Origin of the sequence: Pseudomonas oryzihabitans (assembly GCF_032027545.1) — a bacterium.
GTDB classification, from domain to species: domain Bacteria; phylum Pseudomonadota; class Gammaproteobacteria; order Pseudomonadales; family Pseudomonadaceae; genus Chryseomonas; species Chryseomonas oryzihabitans_F.
The window spans coordinates 101,382-117,738 of record NZ_JAVSJB010000017.1 but is presented as its reverse complement, the minus strand read 5'-3'; the positions used below and the strand labels follow the sequence as shown (position 1 = coordinate 117,738).

The following is a 16,357-nucleotide window of genomic DNA, read 5'->3' as shown; positions in this document are numbered from 1 at the left end:
CGTAGCGGGCATCAAGAAGTACGCCGAGCGTGCAGGCAGCGGCGGCCAGGTGCTGGTGGCCATCGACTCGGGTGCCAATGTCAACTTCGACCGCCTCAGACACGTCGCCGAGCGTGCCGAACTGGGCGAGCAGCGCGAAGCCATCATCGCCGTGACCATCCCGGAGCGCCCGGGCAGCTTCCGCGCCTTCTGCGAAGCCCTGGGGCGGCGGCAGATCACCGAATTCAACTATCGCTATCACACCGGCCAGGAAGCCCACATCTTCGTCGGCGTGCAGACCCATCCGCAGCGCGATCCGCGCGAGGCCCTGCTGCAGGGGCTGCGCGACCAGGGCTTCCCGGTGCTGGACCTGACCGACAACGAACTGGCCAAGCTGCATATCCGCCATACCGTCGGCGGTCATGCGGCCCGGGTGGATCAGGAGCAGGTATTTCGCTTCGAATTTCCCGAGCGGCCGGGTGCGCTGTTCGACTTCCTCGAGCGTTTGGGCGGACGGTGGAACATCAGCATGTTCCACTACCGCAACCATGGGGCGGCGGATGGCCGGGTGTTCGCGGCGCTGGAGGCCAGCCAGGTGGAGCGGGAAGCGCTCTTGGCGACGCTGGATGCCATCGGCTATCGCTACTGGGACGAGACCGAGAATCCGGCGTATCGGTTGTTCCTCGGCTAGTTCTCGTAGCCTGGACAACGGCGCAGCCTCGTCCGGGTTGCGGATTCGCCAGTGGAAAACGCTGCGCGGTTTTCCACGCTACGGATTGGGGGCCTGGAATCACGGCCCATGGCCGCGATCAAATCTATGAACGACCGTACCGACGGATCGTCATGGACACAAACAGGACGGTACAGCCCCGTACCGAACATGACTCCGGGAGAGGCTGGGGTGAGGGCAGCCACACGCCCAACCTAACCTAGGATTCCAGCGGCTCCACGCGAATATCCGTCAACCCATGCACCTCCGCCTGCCGCAGGATGGCCTCGGCTGGAGCATCGGCAGCAGGCAGCGCCAGACTGTTCTCAGCATCGGCGCGAAGGTGTTCCAGCAAGGCGAGGGCCGCCTCATGGGGGGCGAGACTCGGCTGCGGTTGCTCGAGGTCGAGCTGGCGGGATTCGCCATCCTTGCGGTAGTGGACGCGGAACTGGGGCATGGCGGCGGCCTCGGGTTGGGTCTCTAGACAGACCCGTCCGGGCGCGCCGCCGTTCCGGCTTAGAGCAGCTAACAACACTACTGCGCGTCCGCCAGACGGGGGCGTGCAGTGCTCGGAATCCTCATGTATCACCCATACACTGCGGTTCCTGCGTGCCGCGCGCACCCGCCTGACAGCCGCTCGCTACGTTTTGTTAGCCGCTCTTACTTGAGGATGACCAGCTTGCCCTTGAGGGCGACACCGGCTATGAAGGCGCCGGCGTGGCATTCGTAGCGGCTGGGGTCGCTCCACTCGTTCTTCTTGTAGTAGCTGGTGATGTCGGTGACGGCGTTGGCACCGGCGGCCTTGGCCGCATCCTGCAGGCGGATGAGTGCCGATTGCAGTACCCAGCGGCAGGCTTCTTCGTCGCTCTTGTTGAAGGCGTTGGTCTTCTGGTTGGTGGTGATGCTGGGATTGACCACCGTGGCCTTGCCCGGCACCGGGTTGCCGGCCAGGTAGAACTTGACGCTGCCATCCAGGCGCTTGGCCGCCAGGGCTTCCTGGACGACGTCGGCGAAGGGCAGTTGCAGGGTGGTGTCGCGCGCCTGGGCGGCGGCGGGCAGCAGGGCGGCCAGGCTCAGGGCGAGGGCCAATTTCGGTGCGAAGTTACGCATGATGACTTCCTTGTGGACGGGGGATGATTGTTTAACGCAGAACGCCCGGGCCGTCAGCTAGCGGGCCAGCGTTCTGCGACCTTGCGCAAGGGGCGAGCCCTTCACTCCGCTTCGGCCGTGGGCGCCGGCAGCTGCAATTGCCGGCGGATGTCGGCGTCGAGCTGTTGCACCCAGCGATTGTAGTTGCGATGGATGCGTTCGCCATCGTAGTCGAGGCCAGCGCTGTCACGGTAGCGGATCTGGTAGCCCTTGGTGCTGTAGGGGATGTCGACCCAGGCCTGGTGATGGCCGCGTACCAGGATGCTGGCGACGATCAGGCCGGGGCTCTCGCTGCCCACGGTCCAGCCACGGGTCTCCAGCACCTCGACGATGACGCGGCGGACGTCGGCGGCGTTCTCCACCCGATCGGTAGGGAAGACCTCCTGGGGCGTCACCAGTGGCGCCTGGGTACAGGCGGCGAGCAGCAGCAGGCCGAGGACGAGCGACAGGCGACGCAGCATGGCGGTACCTCTTGGGGTGATCATCAGGACCAGCGCCGGAAGATCAGCGAGGTATTCACCCCGCCGAAGGCGAAATTGTTGTTCATCACGTGGTCGGTACGCAGTGTCCGCGGGCTGCCGCGCAGGTAGTCCAGCTCGCCGCACTGGGGGTCCAGCTCGTCAAGGTTGAGGGTGGGAACGAACAGCTCCTCGTTCATCATGGCGATGCTGAACCAGGATTCCAGGGCGCCACAGGCGCCGAGGGTATGGCCCAGGTAACTCTTCTGCGAGCTGATGGGCATGCCGGAGCCGAACAGCGCCTGGGTGGCGCGGGTCTCGGCGATGTCGCCCTGCTCGGTGGCGGTGCCGTGGCCGTTGACGTAGCCGATGGCGTCCGGGGTCAGTCCGGCATCTTCCAGCGCCAGCTCCATGGCGCGCTGCATGGTGGCCTGCTCGGGACGGGTGGAGTGCTGGCCGTCGGCGTTGCTGCCGAAGCCGACGATCTCGGCGTGGATGTGCGCGCCGCGGGCCAGGGCATGCTCCAGCTCTTCCAGCACCAGGATGCCGGCGCCTTCGCCGATCACCAGGCCGTCGCGCCCCTGGTCGTAGGGCCTCGGCGAGGTGTGGGGCGCGTCGTTGCGCAGGCTGGTGGCATAGAGGGTGTCGAAGACCATGGCCTCGCTGGGACAGAGTTCCTCGGCGCCGCCGGCCAGCATCAGCGGCAGGCGGCCGAACTTGATCGCCTCGTAGGCGTAGCCGATGCCCTGGCTGCCGCTGGTGCAGGCGCTGGAGGTGGGGATCAACCGGCCCTTGAGGCCGAAGAACAGGCTCAGGTTGGCGGCGGCGGTGTGCGGCATCATGCGCACATAGGTGTTGGCGTTGAGGCCCACCGCGGCATCGCTGAGCAGCATGTTGGCCAGCGCCTTGATGTCGTCGGTGCTACCGGTGGAGGAGCCGCAGGCCACGCCCATGCGGCCGTCGGCGATGCTGGCGTCGTCGAGCAAGCCGGCATCGGCCAGGGCGCGCTCGGCGGCGGCCACCGCCAGTTGCGAGACGCGGCCCATGCTGCGCAGCTGCTTGCGGGTCCAGTGGCTGGGCACCTGGAAATCGACGATGGGGCCACCCAGGCGGGTGTTCATCTCGGTGTAGCGATCCCAGGCGTCCATACGGCGGATACCGCTCCGGCCGGCGACGAAGTTGTCGCGGATGGTCGGCCAGTCACTGCCCAGGGCGGTGACGCCGGCCATTCCGGTGATCACGACGCGGCGGCCGTTCATCAGCACAATCCTCCATTGACCGCCAGCACCTGGCGGGTGATGTAGCCGGCCTCGGGGGCGAGCAGGAAGGCGACGGCATGGGCTACCTCCTCGGGAGTACCCATGCGCCCGGCGGGGATCATCTCGAGGATCTTCTCCACCGGTACGTGCTCGTCGAGGATCTCGGTGTCGATCAGCCCCGGGGCCACGCAGTTGACGGTGATCTTGCGCTTGGCCAGCTCCACGGCCAGGGCCTTGGCGGCACCGATCAGGCCGGCCTTGGAGGCGCTGTAGTTGACCTGGCCGCGATTGCCGATCAGCCCGGACACCGAGGTGATGCAGACGATGCGCCCCGGCGCGCGGCGGCGGATCATCGGCATGACCACCGGGTGCAGCACGTTGTAGAAGCCGTCGAGGTTGGTGCGCAGCACCACGTCCCAGTCTTCGCCGGTCAGTGCCGGGAAGGCGCCGTCGCGGGTCAGGCCGGCGTTGCAGACCACTCCGTAGTAGCCGCCGTGGGCCTCGGTGTCGGCCTCGAGGGCGGCGGCGCAGGCGGCGCGGTCGCCGACGTCGAACTGCAGCACCCGGGCGCTGCGGCCCAGGGCCTCGACCTCGGCACGCACGGCCTCGGCTTCGTCGCGGCGGCTGCGGCAGTGCAGCACCAGGTCATGGCCGGCCGCGGCCAGGCGCAGGGCGATGGCGCGGCCCAGGCCGCGACTGGAGCCGGTCACCAGGACCGGGGCGGGGGCGACGCTCATGGCGCGGGCTCCTTCAGGTACAGATCCGCCTGGGGCGGGCGATAGACGTTCAGCCGGGCGCTGGCCTGACAACCAGGGCCCTGCAGCTGGCAGTCGAAGATGGCCATGCCATCCTCGGTTTCCAGCGCCGGCTGGGCGCGGATGCGCAATTCGGTACTGGCGGGAAAGGCCGGCACGTCGCAGGCGAATTGGCGGGTGCCGAGCAGGAAGCCCAGCGGCGGCGGCTCGCCGCGGCGGCGCGCCTGGCAGCCGGCGAAGGCGGCCACGCTCTGGGCCATCAGCTCCACGCCGATCCAGGCCGGCAGGGCGCCGTCGGCGTCGGTGAAGAGTCCGGGGCGCACCACCAGGCAGGTCTCGATGCCGCTGTCGTCGCAGGCGAGGATCTCGTCGATCAGCAGCATGTCGCCGGCGTGGGGCACCAGCTCGGCGAGGGTCCAGGGGATCATGAGGGGGCTCCGAGGATGAGGCTGACGTTGCTGCCACCGAAGGCGAAGCTGTTGCTCATGGCGTGGCGGCGGCCGTCCAGGCGGCTGGCGGGGGAGGTGAGCGTGAGGCGCGGCAGGGCCGGGTCGGGTTGGCCGTCCCAGCGATGCGGTGGCAACTGGCCGGCGGGGTTGAGGGCCGGGTCGAGGGTTAGCCAGGCGAAGGCGGCTTCCAGGGCCCCGGCGGCGCCGAGGGTGTGGCCGGTCAGCGGCTTGGTCGACGAGCAGGGTACCCCATCCGGGAACACGGCCTGGGTCGCCTGGCTTTCCATGGCGTCGTTGTGCGGCGTGGCGGTGCCGTGCAGGTTGAGATAGCCGATGTCGGTCGGCTCCAGGCCACTGGCGCGCAGGGCCGCCTGCATGGCCTGGACGGCGCCACGCCCGCTGGGATCGGGGGCCGAGATGTGGTGGGCATCGGAGCTGGCGCCGCCGCCGAGCAGGGCGATGGCGCCCGGCTCGCGGGTCAGCAGGAACAGCGCCGCGCCCTCGCCGATATTGATCCCGCAGCGATTGACCGAGAAGGGGTTGCACCGCGACTCGCTGATGGCCTCCAGGGCGGCGAAGCCGTTCAGGGTCAGGCCGCAGAGGCTGTCGACGCCGCCGCAGAGCACGGCGTCGCAATGCCCCTGGACCAGCAGCCGACGCGCGCTGAGCAGGGCGCGGGCGCTGCTGGTGCAGGCGGTGGAAAGACCGTAGCAGGGGCCGCTCAGGCCCAGGTAGCGGGCGAGGAAGTCGGCCGGTGCCACCAGTTCCTGCTGGGCATATTGATAGCCCTCGGGCAACTGGCCGCTGCGCTGGTGCACGGCGATGCCCTGGCTGGCTTCGTGGATGCCGGAGGTGCTGGTGCCCAGCACCACGCCGACGCGGCTCGGGCCATGGCGCTCGATGGCCTGGCGCACCTGGGGTTCGATCTCGGTCAGGGCGGCCAGCAGCAGCTGGTTGTTGCGACTGAAGAAGGGCGTCCACGCCAGCGGCCAGGCCGGCAGGGCGGCGGTGACGGTACCCACCGGCGGCTGGCGTTCGGGAATCCAGCCTGGGGCGGGCCGCATGCCGGAGCTGTCGCCGGCGAACAATCCGCGCGCCACCTCGGCCTTGCCCTGGCCCAGGGCGCAGAGCAGGCCCAGGGCATTCAGGTAGGCACTCAAGGCGCGGACTCCGGGAGCAGGGTCAGGCGATAGCTCGGTTGATCCGGTGCCTGCAGTTCCAGGCGGTCGGCGGCGGGATAGCGCACCTGCCAGTCCTTGAGGGTGCGGCTGCCATCGGCGGCCTGCTGCCAGTCGCCGGCGGCATAGGCCCGGGGCAGTTGTTCGGCGGGCGTCAGGGCGAACAGGAGCACGGCGAAGAAGGCCCGCGCCCGGGGATTGGGTGGCAGGAGGCCGTCGGCCTGCCAGGCACCGTCGATGAATTGTTGGCGCGCCTGAGGCACGCCGAGGGGATCGAACAGCGAGAACCTCAGATGGCGACCTTCCGGCTGGATCGCCAGCAGCAGGGCGTCGCTGCCCGTTGGCGTCTGGCGCTCCACCTGGTAGACGCGCGCGCGCTCCAGCGCCGGCGGACTGCTGGGCAGCGGCGGCTGGCTGGCGCAGGCGGCGAGCAGCAGGCCAGCCAGGAGGAGCAGCGGACGGAGCAGGGTCATGCAGGATGGGCCGAATTCAGCTGGCAGAGCTCGACGAGCATACGCAGGCGCCGCTTGGGCTCCTTGACGAAGGGGTTGCGAATGTCCCAGGCGTAGCCGGCGAGGATGGCGCAGATCATGCTGCGGATCTCGGGCTTGGCCTGTTCGAAGTAGATGACGTCCTGGAAGCTGCCATCGTACCAGCCCTCCACATAGGCACGGAACGTATCGACGCCCGCCTTGAGTGGCTGGGCGAATTCGGTTTCCCAGTCCACCGGCTCGCCACGCAACTGGCGATCCACCAGGGGAGCGGCCAGGCTGGCCGAGCGCAGGGCGATGGTGACGCCCGAGGAAAACACCGGATCGAGGAACTCGGCAGCGTTGCCCAGCAGGGCGAAGCCGGGTCCGTGCAGGCGCTTGACGTTGGCCGCATAGCCACCGAGTTCGCGCACCGGGGTATCCCAGACCGCATTGTGCAGCACCCGGGCCAGGCTCGGGGTCTCGGCGACCCAGTCGCGCAGACAGGTGGCGAGATCGGTGGCGCGTCCGGCATAGCGCTCGGCGGCGGCGACCACGCCCAGGGAGGTGCGGCCGTCGCTGAAGGGAATGGTCCAGAACCAGACGTCGCGCAGGGTCGGATGGGTGGTGATGAGGATGCGTTCGCGGTCGAAGCTGGGCTCGTCGATGCGGTCCTCGACGTGGGTGAAGAGGGCACGGCGCATGGGGAAGTTCGACGGTGCCTCCAGGTCCAGCAGGCGCGGCAGGACGCGGCCGTAGCCGCTGGCGTCGAGCAGGAAGTCGGTGCTGAGGCGATAGGCGTGGCCGTCATCGCCGAGGACGTCGACCAGGGTCCTGGCGCCGTCTTCCCCGAGGGTCACGGCGGTCACCCGCTGGCCGTAGCGGATCGCCACGCCCTGACGCGCGGCGTCGTCGGCGAGGAGCTTGTCGAAGGGGCCGCGCTGGACCTGGAAGGTGCTGCGGCCGCCGCTGTAGGTGTCGCGGAAGTCGAAGTCGGTGTAGCGCTCGCCCCAGGCGAAGGCCGCGCCGACCTTGGTCTGGAAACCGGCGGCCGCGACCGCCGGCAGCATCCCGGCTTCCTCGACGAAGTCCAGGCTGTGGGAGAGCAGGCTCTCGCCGATGGAAAAGCGCGGGAAGTGCTGGGCTTCCAGCACCAGCACCGGATGGCCGCGACGCCTGAGCAGGGTGGCGACCACGGCGCCGGCCGGACCGGCACCGATGACGACCAGGGGATGATGTTCAACCATGACGAAGGTCCTTTTCGTGGGAGACGGGAGGCGAAGCCCAGGGCGCCAGCAGGAAGCTGAACACCAGGCCCAGGCTGATGGCCAGGCCGAAGTTGGCGATGGCCGGGGTGCTGCTGAGCATCAGTAGACCGAAGGACAGCCAGCTGCCGACGCCGGACAGCAGGCCGCCGAGCAGACTGACCGCCGCACCGCCGATGGCCTCGTGCATGAGGATGGCGTAGTCCACGCCGATGGCGGTGATGAGCAGCAGGGCGAACAGGCTGAACAGGGTCAGCGGCTGGCCCAGCCAGCCCAGGCAGGCCAGGGCGGCCAGGGCGGCCAGGAGCGGCAGGCAGACGATACGCAGCGCGGCGCGGCGCCCGAAGGCCCAGAGCAACAGCAGGAAGATGGCGCCCGAGGCCAGCAGCTTGAGCTCCACCGCCAGGCGCTGGGTATGGACGAACAGCCCGCGCAATTCGCCGAGGCGATCCACCAGTTGCACACCGGGCAGGCCGTCGGCCACCGTCTGTAGCAGACGGGCATCGACCAGGCCTTGCAGGCTGACCAGGCCGGCCGCGCCGCCATCGGCCGTCCGGCCTAGCCAGAGCGGTCGCCAGGGTTCGCCCAGGGGGCCGGCCAGGGCCTGGTCGAGGCTCACGTCGGGCAGCTGTTGCAGGTGTGCGAGCTCCGCCTGTAGTGCCGCGGCGGGAATGCCCACGGCCAGCAGGGGTTGCAGGCGCTCTTGCCAACTGGCCAGGGCCTGGCGCAGTTCGGCCTGGGCGGCGGCGGGGGCGACCAGGCCGCTGAGGGCACGATAGCCCTGCAGCTTGCCGTCTGCGACCAGGGGGTCGAGGCGTTGGCCCAGGGCGGTCTGGCGTTGCAGCACCTGGTCGGCGTCCGCACCGCGCACCAGGAAGAACTGGCTGGTGGGTTGCAGGCCGGTGAGGCGGGCGATGGCCTGGGCTTCACGGGTCAGCGCCGGGTCCTGGCCGAGCCAGAGGCGCAGGTCGTTCTGGGTGTGCAGCTGCCAGAGGCCGGCTCCGCAGAAGGCCAGCAGCGCCAGGAGCAGCGGCAGGCTGCCGGTGCGGGCCAGCAGTCGCAGGCGCAGGTCCAGCAGGCGCTGCATGAGGCGCAGGGGCGCGGCGGGCGGCGCCAGGTCCAGGCGCTGCCACCAGGCCGGCAACAGGCAGACGGTGGTGAGGTAGGCGCCGATCAGGCCGGCGGCGGAGAACACCGCCACCTGGGTCAGGGCCGGGAAGGGCGTGCAAGCCAGTGCCAGGTAGCCGAGCAGGTTGGTGGCCAGGCTGAGGGACAAACCGGGCAGGGTCTCGCTCAGGATGCCCGTGGCGTTCCAGGGGCCGCCCTTCCAGCTCTTGCTGAGATAGTGCAGTGGATAGTCGGCGGCCACCCCGGTGAGGCTGGCGCCGAGGATCAGGGTGAGGGCGTTGATCTGGCCGAACAGCAGTACGCAGGCGGCACTGCCGGCCAGCAGGGCCACGCCCACCGCCAGCAGGCTGAGCAGCACCCGCCAGCGGCGGAACAGCCCCAGCAGCAGGGCCAGGGTGCCGAGGGTGGCGAGGCCGCCGATCAGCGACATCTCGCGGCTGGCGGTGGCCTGGCCGTTGGCGGCGTATCTCAGGCCACTGGCGGCGAGCAGTTGGCCACCGTCGGCCACCACCTCACGGCGGGCGGTCTGGATCAGGGCTTCCACCTGGGGTGGGGCGTCGAAATCGAAGGCGTCGGCGCGGGTGCGGGCGCGAACCAGCGCCCAGGTCAGGCCGTCGCCCTGGGTCAGCAGCAGGCCGCTGCCGGCATCGAATTGCACCTTGCTTGCCGGCGTGAGCTGGCGCTGCAGCAGCAGGCCGAGGCCGAACCAGTCCTGCTCCAGGGGCAGGGCGCCTGCGCCGGCGAAGGGATCGAAGAGCGCGGCAGCGCGGGCTTGCAGATAGCTGTCGGGCGTCTTGAGCAACTCGTCGCGCGCAGGTCCCGGTGTCAGCGCCAGGCGACTGGCCAGGAGTTGCTGGCGCAGGCCGGGCAGGTCCGGCGTCAGCTGCCATTGCACCTTTTCGAACAGCGGCTCCCGGGACCAGGCCTGGCCCAGGCGCTCGACCAGGGCGGCGACCCGCTCACGCTGGGGATGACCGACCAATAGCAACACCTCGCGATTGAGCGGCTCGGCCATGCGCGCTTCGGCCTGCAGGGTCAGGGCATCGCCGGCGCCCTGGGGCAGCAGCGCCAGCAGATCGGCGGCCACCGGCGGGCCGTGCCGCCACTGCCAGGCGCTGAGCGCCAGCAGGGCGAGCAGGAACAGCAGGAAGGGACGGTGCAGGCGGGTCACTGGAAGGCCGCGTGCTGGTCGGCGGAGAGGGTGTCGCTGGCCTGGCCATGGAGCGTGAGCAGGCTGCGGTCGCCCTGGGTCTCGCGGATTTCCACCTGCTCCACCAGGGCCCCGCCCTGGATGAGGATGCCGTCGAACACCTGCTTGAGCAGGGCGCCGCGCGGGGTCAGGCGCAGCTGCCAGTGACTGGCGTCGCCGCTCAGGGCCAGTTCGAAGTCGCGTTCCAGGCCGCTGCGATCGCCGCCGAGCACGGCCAGGAACAGCGCACTCTGGCGTGCGGCCAGGTCGCTGCCGGGCAGCGGCGTCCAGCCCGCGGGGGTCTGCTTGGCGATGGCACCGGGGGTGATGCGATAGGTCTGCGCCAGGGGCTTTTCCAGCCGCCAGAGCAGGCCCAGGCCACGGGCCAGGATGAAGTGGCCGCTGCTGGTGAGCGGCTGCGGCAGGGCGCGCAGATAGCGCTGCTGGACGAAGCTGCCTTCCACGGCGGCCGGGCGTGCCAGCTGGCTGGCCAGGTCGTCGAGGTCGAAGGCCTGGGCCAGGGGGGCGGCCAGGATGAATAGCAGAGCGATCAGTCGGCGCATGCCAGGGCCCTCTCCACGGCGTCGATGAAGACCTGGGGCGAGGCCAGCTGCATCTCGCGGCTGGCGATGTCCACGGCCACCTGCACGGTGCTGGCGCGGGTCAGGCGCTCGCCGGTGGCGGCATCGCTGATCAGGTAGTTGAGCTTGAGGCGGTGCTCCCACTCCACCAGATCGGCCCGCACGCGGACGCGCTGCTGGAACAGCAGCGGGCGGATGTAGCGAATCTGCAGGTCGATCACCGGCCAGCCGTAGCCGGAGTCGCGCATCCGCAGGTAGTTGTGGTCGAGGCGGTCGAGCAGGGCGCAGCGCGCCACCTCCAGGTACTTGACGTAATGGCCGTGCCAGGCGATTTCCATCATGTCGACGTCGTAGAAGGGGATCTGCATCTCCACCTCGACCTGCAGGACACCGGTCTTACGCATAGAGCCTCCAGTGGCGGGCGCGGATCAGGATCAGGGCCTGGCGCAGCTCGGGCTCCAGGGCGCGGTCCTCGACCAGCGGAAGGAAGGTCTCGCCGAGTTCGGCATGCATGGCGGCCAGCGGCGCGGGCGGCTGCACGCCGTGCTGGCAGCGGAGCCAGACGCCCTGCTGGGCGGCCAGCAGGGTGGCAGCGGCGACCTGCTCGGTGAGTTCCAGCACGCGCAGGGCGTCGCGGGCGGCGATGGTGCCCATGCTGACCTTGTCCTGGTTATGGCACTCGGTGGAGCGGGAGAAGACACTGGCCGGCAGGGTGCCCTTGAGCGCCTCGGCGGTCCAGGCGCTGGCGCCGATCTGCACCGCCTTGAAGCCGTGGTTGAGCATGGCGCGTTCGGCGGGCGCGCCGGAGAGATTGCCCGGCAGGCCATGGTTGTAGCGGGCGTCCACCAGCAGGGCGAGCTGGCGGTCGAGCAGGTCCGCCACATTGGCCACCAGGGTCTTGAGGCTGTCCATGGCGCAGGCGATATGGCCGCCATAGAAGTGGCCGCCGTGCAGCACCCGCTCGTCTTCGGCGTCGATCAGCGGATTGTCGTTGGCGCTGTTGAGTTCGGTCTCGATGAACTGTCGCAACCAGGGCAGGCTGTCGGCCAGCACCCCCAGCACATGGGGCGCGCAGCGCAGCGAATATCTATCCTGTAGGCGGTGCAGCGGCGCGGCCGGACCTTCGGCGGAGAGGTCGGTGCGCAGCCAGGCGGCCACCTGGCCCTGGCCCGGGTGGGGCTTGGCGGCGAACAGGCGCTGGTCGAAATGCTCGGGATTGCCGGCCAGGGCCACCACGTTGAGCGCAGTGATGCGGGTGGCCAAGCGCAGCAGGTACTCGGCGCGGGCGAAGGCCAGGCAGGCCAGGCCAGTCATCACCGCAGTGCCGTTCATCAGCGCCAGGGCTTCCTTGGGGCGGAGCACCAGGGGCGTCCAGCCCAGCTCGGCATGGACGTCCGCCGCTTCCCGTACCTCGCCGCGCCAGAGCACCTGGCGCTCGCCGCAGAGGGCGGCGGCCACGTAGGACAGCGGGGTGAGATCGCCGCTGGCGCCCACCGAGCCTTCTTCGGGGATCAGCGGCAGGAGGTCTTCGCGCAGGAAGGCGGAGAGGCGTTCGAGCAGCTCGACGCGGACCCCGGAGACCCCCTGGCACAGCGACTGCAAGCGCGCCGCCAGCACTGCGCGGGTCGCCGCCGGGTCCAGGTGGCGACCCAGGCCGCAGCCGTGGAAGGTGTAGAGCTGGCGCGGCAGCGCCTCGACCTGGGCCAGGGGCACGGCGACCACGCAGGAATCGCCGTAGCCGGTGGTGATGCCATAGACCGAGCCCTCGCGAGCCAGCAGCGAATCGACGAAAAGTGCGCCGCGGGCGATGCCGTCGCGGAAGGCGTCGTCGTCCTGCAACGCGGCGGTAGCGCGGCCCTCGGCCAGGGCGACGAGCTCTTCGATGGCGAGGGCGGTGCTGCCGAAACGGACCTTAGCGTTCATCGCGATTCCAGAAAGGGTAGAAGTTGAACCACTGCCGCGGGGCTTTCAGGCAGTAGGCGGCGAGGCGCTCGGCATAGGCCTGGGCCAGGCCCTGGATGCCGGCGGCGCGTTCCTGGCGGCGCCAGGCGGGGATGGGGGCGAAGTCTTCCAGGTAGACGTGGTAGCCGTCGTCCTGGCGCAGGCAGAACAGCAGGTTGGTCGGGCAGCGTAGCAGGTGCGCCAGCAGCCAGGGGCCCTGGGGGAAGGGCGCCGGCGCGCCGAGGAAGTCCACCGCCACGGTGCGGCCGCCGTGCAGCGGTACCCGGTCGCCGGCGATGGCCAGCCACTCGCCGCGCTCCAGGCGTTCGCTCAGTTGCAGCATCACCGCCGGGTCCAGCTCGCTGACCTGGACCAGCCGCAGATCGCTGGCGCCGGCCTCTTCCAGCAGGCGATTGAAGGCTTCGGCATGGCGGGTATGCACCAGCACATTGAGGCGCACCCGCCGCCCCAGCTGGGCCAGGGCGCGACAGACCTCCAGATTGCCCAGGTGGGCGGTGACCAGGATCTCGCCGCGGGGGGCGTTCATCCGCGCGTGCACCTGGTCGTCGTCATGCAACTGCACCTGATCCAGGCCGAGCCGGCCGTTCCAGGCGTCGAGCTTGTCCAGCAGGGCTTCGGCGAAGGCCATGAACTGGGCATAGCCGCTGCGCCAGCTGGGGCCCAGCTCGGCGCGGCCGCTCCAGGCGGCCAGGCGCTGCTGGTACTCCTGGATGCCGCGGCGGGCGCGCCCGCCGAACAGGAAGAAGTACAGCACGATCAGCCGCAGCAACGGGGCGATGGCACGCCGGCCCAGATGCCGCGCCAGCCAGGCGGTGAGGCGCATCAGTAACGGGCTGCCGCGCTCGCGCTGCTGCGCCCAGTGGCCGCTCACGGGCGCACCCGGCGCCAGAGCAGGCGCGGCGCGCGCAGCAGCATGCCGAAGAACAGCCGGGTGTGCATGCGCGAGATCAGCACGTTGTCCTGCCAGAGGCGGAAGTGCGAACGGCCATCCAGCGGGTAGTGCACCCGCGTCGGGCGCCAGCGCATGGGCTGCTCGCGCCAGGCCAGGCGCACCAGGATCTCGGGGTCGAAATCCATGCGCTTGCCCAGGCCGCCGGCCTGGATCACCGCCAGGGTCGGCGCCAGCGGATAGACGCGAAAACCGCACATGCTGTCGCGGATCTCGAGCGACAGGCTGTTGATCCAGACCCAGACGTGGGTGAGGTAGCGGGCATAGAGCCGGCCCTTGGGCACCGAGTCGTCGAAGCGCGGATAGCCGCAGATCAGCGCCTCGGGATAGGCCTGGGCCTCGGCGAGAAAGGCTGACACATCAGCCAGGTCGTGCTGGCCGTCGGCGTCCACCTGCAGGGCATGGGTGAAGCCCAGCCGCTGTGCCTCGGCCAGCCCGGCCATCACCGCGCCGCCCTTGCCCTGGTTGAACGGCAGGCGCAGCAGGTGGATGTCGGGCAGGGTCGCCAGCTCGTCCATCACCTGGGCGCAGGCCGGGCTGGAGGCGTCGTCCACCAGCACGCAGGGCAGGGCGCGCTGGCGCAGGGCCTCGACCACCAGCGGCAGGGCGTGTTCGTGATCGAACACCGGGATCACCGCGCAGGCGCGAAAGCTCATGGCTGGCTCCCTTGGAGCAGGATGCGCCCGGAGGAGCAGGCCGCCTCGCCGCGGCGGAAGGCGAAGTGCAGCTTGCGGCGGCTGGCGTCGAAGTGGAAGCTGAGGGTGGTGCGATCACCCGGTCGCAGGAGCTGCTGGAACTTGAGCACCTCCAGGCCGGCGAAGTCCGCGGGCAGCTCCAGGTGCTGGCGGGCCAGGCGCTGCGCCCAGCCGACCTGCACCACGCCCGGTACCACCGGCACCCTGGGGAAATGACCGGAGAAGAAGGCCAGGTCGGGGGCGATCTCCAGCTCCAGGCGCCAGCCGTCTGGGGTCCGCTTGACGCTCAGCGGCTCGATGTCCACCGGCCGGGGCTGGGCCAGCCGCCGCTCCACCTCGGCCTGGGCCAGCTTGCCCTGGGCGCTGTAGGGCAGTGCCAGCAGCAGGCGCCAACGGCGCGGCAGGGCGATGGCTTCGCAGTGGCCGACCAGGTGTTCGCGCAGCTCGGCCACCAGGGCGCGACGCCCGCCGTTGCGCAGGCGGTGCAGGCCACTCTCGCTGAGGGCAACCAGGGCGCCGAGCAGGGCGCGGCCCTGGTGCACCACACCAAGGCGCACATCGGCCACCGCGGGATGGCTCAGTAGCCGTTCTTCCAAGGCCGGCAGGGCGATGCGTTTCTCTTCCAGCTTGACGATGCGATCCAGCCGGCCGAGCAGTTCGAAGCGGCCGTCGCCGAGCAGGCGCACGCCGTCCATGGTCTGCTCGCGCAGGCCCGCGGGCAGGTAGGGCGAGGTCAGCCAGAGGGCGCCGTCGGCGTCCTGGCCCAGCTCGAGGTCAGCGAAGGCCTGCCAGGGCAGGGGACCCTGGCGCCAGGCGATGCCGCCGGTCTCGGAGCTGCCGTAGACCTCGGTGGGGTACTGGCCGAAGCGTGCCTGACAGGCATTGGCCGTCTCTGCCGGCAGTACCCCACCGGAGGAAAATACCCGCACCACCTGGCCGAGAACGGCGTCGTCGAGATTCTCGCCCAGGCGCTTGAGCAGCGCCGGGCTGCTGATCCACACCGTGCGCTGGCCTTGGCGCAGCAAGGCGGCGGTTTCGCGCTGCAATTCCTCGGTGAAGGGCAGCGCCTGGCGGGCGAAGGGGCGACCGGCGCAGAGCGGCCAGAGCACCCGGAACAGCAGGCCGTAGATGTGCTGGGTGGAAACGCTACCGAGGATGGTCGCATCCCCCAGGGACTCGCCCCAGAGGCGCTCCAGGGCGGCGACTTCGTTGGCCAGCTGGAACAGCTGCTTGGCGATGGGCTTGGGTTCGCCACTGGAGCCCGAGGTGCTCAGGGTCAGCAGCGGCGCCTGGAGGTCGAGCCGGGCTGGTGGCAGCGGCGTGTCCGCCATCCAGCCATCGAGGTCGTCCAGCCAGGCGTCGAGGGACGGCGCCAGGCGCGCGCGGGTGGCAGGCTGGGCGTCGGCCGGCAGGATCACCTCGATCCCGGCGCGCCAGGCGCCGAGCAGGGCGCAGGCCAGGTCTTCGGCATCGTCCAGGTGCAGGGCCAGGCGCTTGAGGCCGGCGCTCTGGAAGGCGGCCGCCAACTGCAGGGCGCGCTGTTGGAGGGCGGCGTCCAGGGGGCTCGTGGCGCCGAGCAGCTCGGCCAGGGGGGTGAAACTCATGATTGCCTCCGCACGCGCTGGCGGATCAGCCATTCACCGGCGAACAGCAGGCCCATCAGCAAGTAGGCGATGACGCCGGTGTAGAGGGTCCACCAGGCCAGCGGTGCCCAGAACGCCAGGGCAGCGGCGGTCAGGGCGTTGCACAGGAAGAACAGGCACCAGACCTGGGTCACCCGGCGGGTGTAGCGCACTGCCCGCGGCGGCAACTCGGGTTCGCGCAGCCGCGCCAGGCGCTCGATCACCGGCTGGCCATGGACCAGGCTCAGGCCGAACACCGCCAGCAGGAAGAGGCTGAGCAGCACCGGATACCAGCGCAGCAGCACGGCGGCCTCGCTCAGCGCCAGCAGCAGGCAGAAGCCGAGGGCGACCAGGGCCGTACCGCGCTGCAGGGCGCTGGCACCGGGTTGCAACAGGCGCAGGCACCAGAGCGCACCGAGGGCGGCGGCGAACAGCCGTGGCGACAGGTGCTGCAGGCCGAAGTAGACGGCGAAGGGGTAGGCCAGGCCGAGCAGGAGCAGCAGGGCACCGGCGAGCAGGCCCAGGGGGGAGCGGGAAGGCAGCGCACTCATAAGCGGCGG

General features: G+C 70.2%; 17 protein-coding genes, 1 other RNA gene and 1 pseudogene. 2 read left to right on the top strand and 17 right to left on the bottom strand.

The features are described 5' to 3' along the window. Positions 1-670 (top strand): annotated as a pseudogene (locus tag RND78_RS22095) (threonine ammonia-lyase, biosynthetic); the annotation flags it as partial. A 238-nt stretch (positions 671-908) separates the two neighbouring features. Here the strand turns inward: RND78_RS22095 and RND78_RS22090 are convergent. Then, positions 909-1,145, bottom strand: coding sequence for a hypothetical protein (locus RND78_RS22090; protein ID WP_312732110.1), 237 nt, complete (start codon positions 1,143-1,145; stop codon positions 909-911). A gap of 123 nt (positions 1,146-1,268) precedes the next feature. Between RND78_RS22090 and RND78_RS22085 the strand changes: the two genes are divergently transcribed. Beyond that, positions 1,269-1,344, top strand: a non-coding RNA gene (locus RND78_RS22085) — sX9 sRNA. A 4-nt stretch (positions 1,345-1,348) separates the two neighbouring features. Here the strand turns inward: RND78_RS22085 and RND78_RS22080 are convergent. The 16 genes from RND78_RS22080 to RND78_RS22005 form a co-directional block, all read right to left on the bottom strand. After that, positions 1,349-1,798 carry an excinuclease gene (locus tag RND78_RS22080; RefSeq protein WP_312732109.1) on the bottom strand — a complete coding sequence of 150 codons (450 nt, stop codon included), beginning with the start codon at positions 1,796-1,798 and terminating at the stop codon, positions 1,349-1,351. Between the two features lie 101 nt (positions 1,799-1,899). Beyond that, positions 1,900-2,322, bottom strand: coding sequence for a hypothetical protein (locus RND78_RS22075; RefSeq protein WP_312732108.1), 423 nt, complete (start codon positions 2,320-2,322; stop codon positions 1,900-1,902). Then, positions 2,322-3,554, bottom strand: coding sequence for a beta-ketoacyl-ACP synthase (locus RND78_RS22070; protein ID WP_312732107.1), 1,233 nt, complete (start codon positions 3,552-3,554; stop codon positions 2,322-2,324). The genes RND78_RS22075 and RND78_RS22070 overlap by 1 nt, the downstream gene beginning before the upstream one ends. Continuing rightward, entirely contained in the window at positions 3,554-4,291 is a 738-nt protein-coding gene (gene fabG, locus RND78_RS22065) for a 3-oxoacyl-ACP reductase FabG (protein WP_312732106.1), read from the bottom strand. Before fabG ends, RND78_RS22070 begins: the two co-directional genes overlap by 1 nt. Continuing rightward, positions 4,288-4,737, bottom strand: coding sequence for a hotdog family protein (locus RND78_RS22060; RefSeq protein WP_312732105.1), 450 nt, complete (start codon positions 4,735-4,737; stop codon positions 4,288-4,290). Before RND78_RS22060 ends, fabG begins: the two co-directional genes overlap by 4 nt. Next, positions 4,734-5,918 carry a beta-ketoacyl-[acyl-carrier-protein] synthase family protein gene (locus RND78_RS22055; RefSeq protein WP_312732104.1) on the bottom strand — a complete coding sequence of 395 codons (1,185 nt, stop codon included), beginning with the start codon at positions 5,916-5,918 and terminating at the stop codon, positions 4,734-4,736. Before RND78_RS22055 ends, RND78_RS22060 begins: the two co-directional genes overlap by 4 nt. Then, on the bottom strand, positions 5,915-6,409 hold the full coding sequence (locus RND78_RS22050) for a hypothetical protein (protein ID WP_312732103.1): 495 nt from the start codon (positions 6,407-6,409) through the stop codon (positions 5,915-5,917). Before RND78_RS22050 ends, RND78_RS22055 begins: the two co-directional genes overlap by 4 nt. After that, positions 6,406-7,653, bottom strand: coding sequence for an NAD(P)/FAD-dependent oxidoreductase (locus RND78_RS22045; protein WP_312732102.1), 1,248 nt, complete (start codon positions 7,651-7,653; stop codon positions 6,406-6,408). The genes RND78_RS22050 and RND78_RS22045 overlap by 4 nt, the downstream gene beginning before the upstream one ends. Beyond that, a complete protein-coding gene (locus RND78_RS22040) occupies positions 7,646-9,970 on the bottom strand; it encodes a hypothetical protein (protein ID WP_312732101.1) in 2,325 nt (774 codons plus the stop codon). Before RND78_RS22040 ends, RND78_RS22045 begins: the two co-directional genes overlap by 8 nt. Next, a complete protein-coding gene (locus RND78_RS22035; protein ID WP_312732100.1) occupies positions 9,967-10,551 on the bottom strand; it encodes an outer membrane lipoprotein carrier protein LolA in 585 nt (194 codons plus the stop codon). Before RND78_RS22035 ends, RND78_RS22040 begins: the two co-directional genes overlap by 4 nt. Then, positions 10,539-10,973, bottom strand: a complete 435-nt coding sequence (locus RND78_RS22030) for an acyl-CoA thioesterase (RefSeq protein WP_312732098.1) — start codon at positions 10,971-10,973, stop codon at positions 10,539-10,541. The genes RND78_RS22035 and RND78_RS22030 overlap by 13 nt, the downstream gene beginning before the upstream one ends. After that, the gene (locus tag RND78_RS22025) at positions 10,966-12,492 is read right to left on the bottom strand and encodes an aromatic amino acid ammonia-lyase (protein ID WP_312732097.1); all 1,527 of its coding nucleotides are present in this window, start codon (positions 12,490-12,492) and stop codon (positions 10,966-10,968) included. The genes RND78_RS22030 and RND78_RS22025 overlap by 8 nt, the downstream gene beginning before the upstream one ends. Then, the gene (locus RND78_RS22020) at positions 12,482-13,402 is read right to left on the bottom strand and encodes a glycosyl transferase (RefSeq protein ID WP_312732096.1); all 921 of its coding nucleotides are present in this window, start codon (positions 13,400-13,402) and stop codon (positions 12,482-12,484) included. The genes RND78_RS22025 and RND78_RS22020 overlap by 11 nt, the downstream gene beginning before the upstream one ends. Next, positions 13,399-14,136: a glycosyltransferase family 2 protein gene (locus tag RND78_RS22015; protein WP_312732095.1), complete on the bottom strand. Its 738-nt coding sequence runs from the start codon at positions 14,134-14,136 to the stop codon at positions 13,399-13,401. Before RND78_RS22015 ends, RND78_RS22020 begins: the two co-directional genes overlap by 4 nt. Continuing rightward, entirely contained in the window at positions 14,133-15,779 is a 1,647-nt protein-coding gene (locus RND78_RS22010; RefSeq protein ID WP_312732094.1) for an AMP-binding protein, read from the bottom strand. Before RND78_RS22010 ends, RND78_RS22015 begins: the two co-directional genes overlap by 4 nt. Continuing rightward, positions 15,776-16,348, bottom strand: a complete 573-nt coding sequence (locus RND78_RS22005) for a hypothetical protein (protein WP_312732092.1) — start codon at positions 16,346-16,348, stop codon at positions 15,776-15,778. The genes RND78_RS22010 and RND78_RS22005 overlap by 4 nt, the downstream gene beginning before the upstream one ends. Between the last annotated feature and the right edge of the window lie 9 nt (positions 16,349-16,357).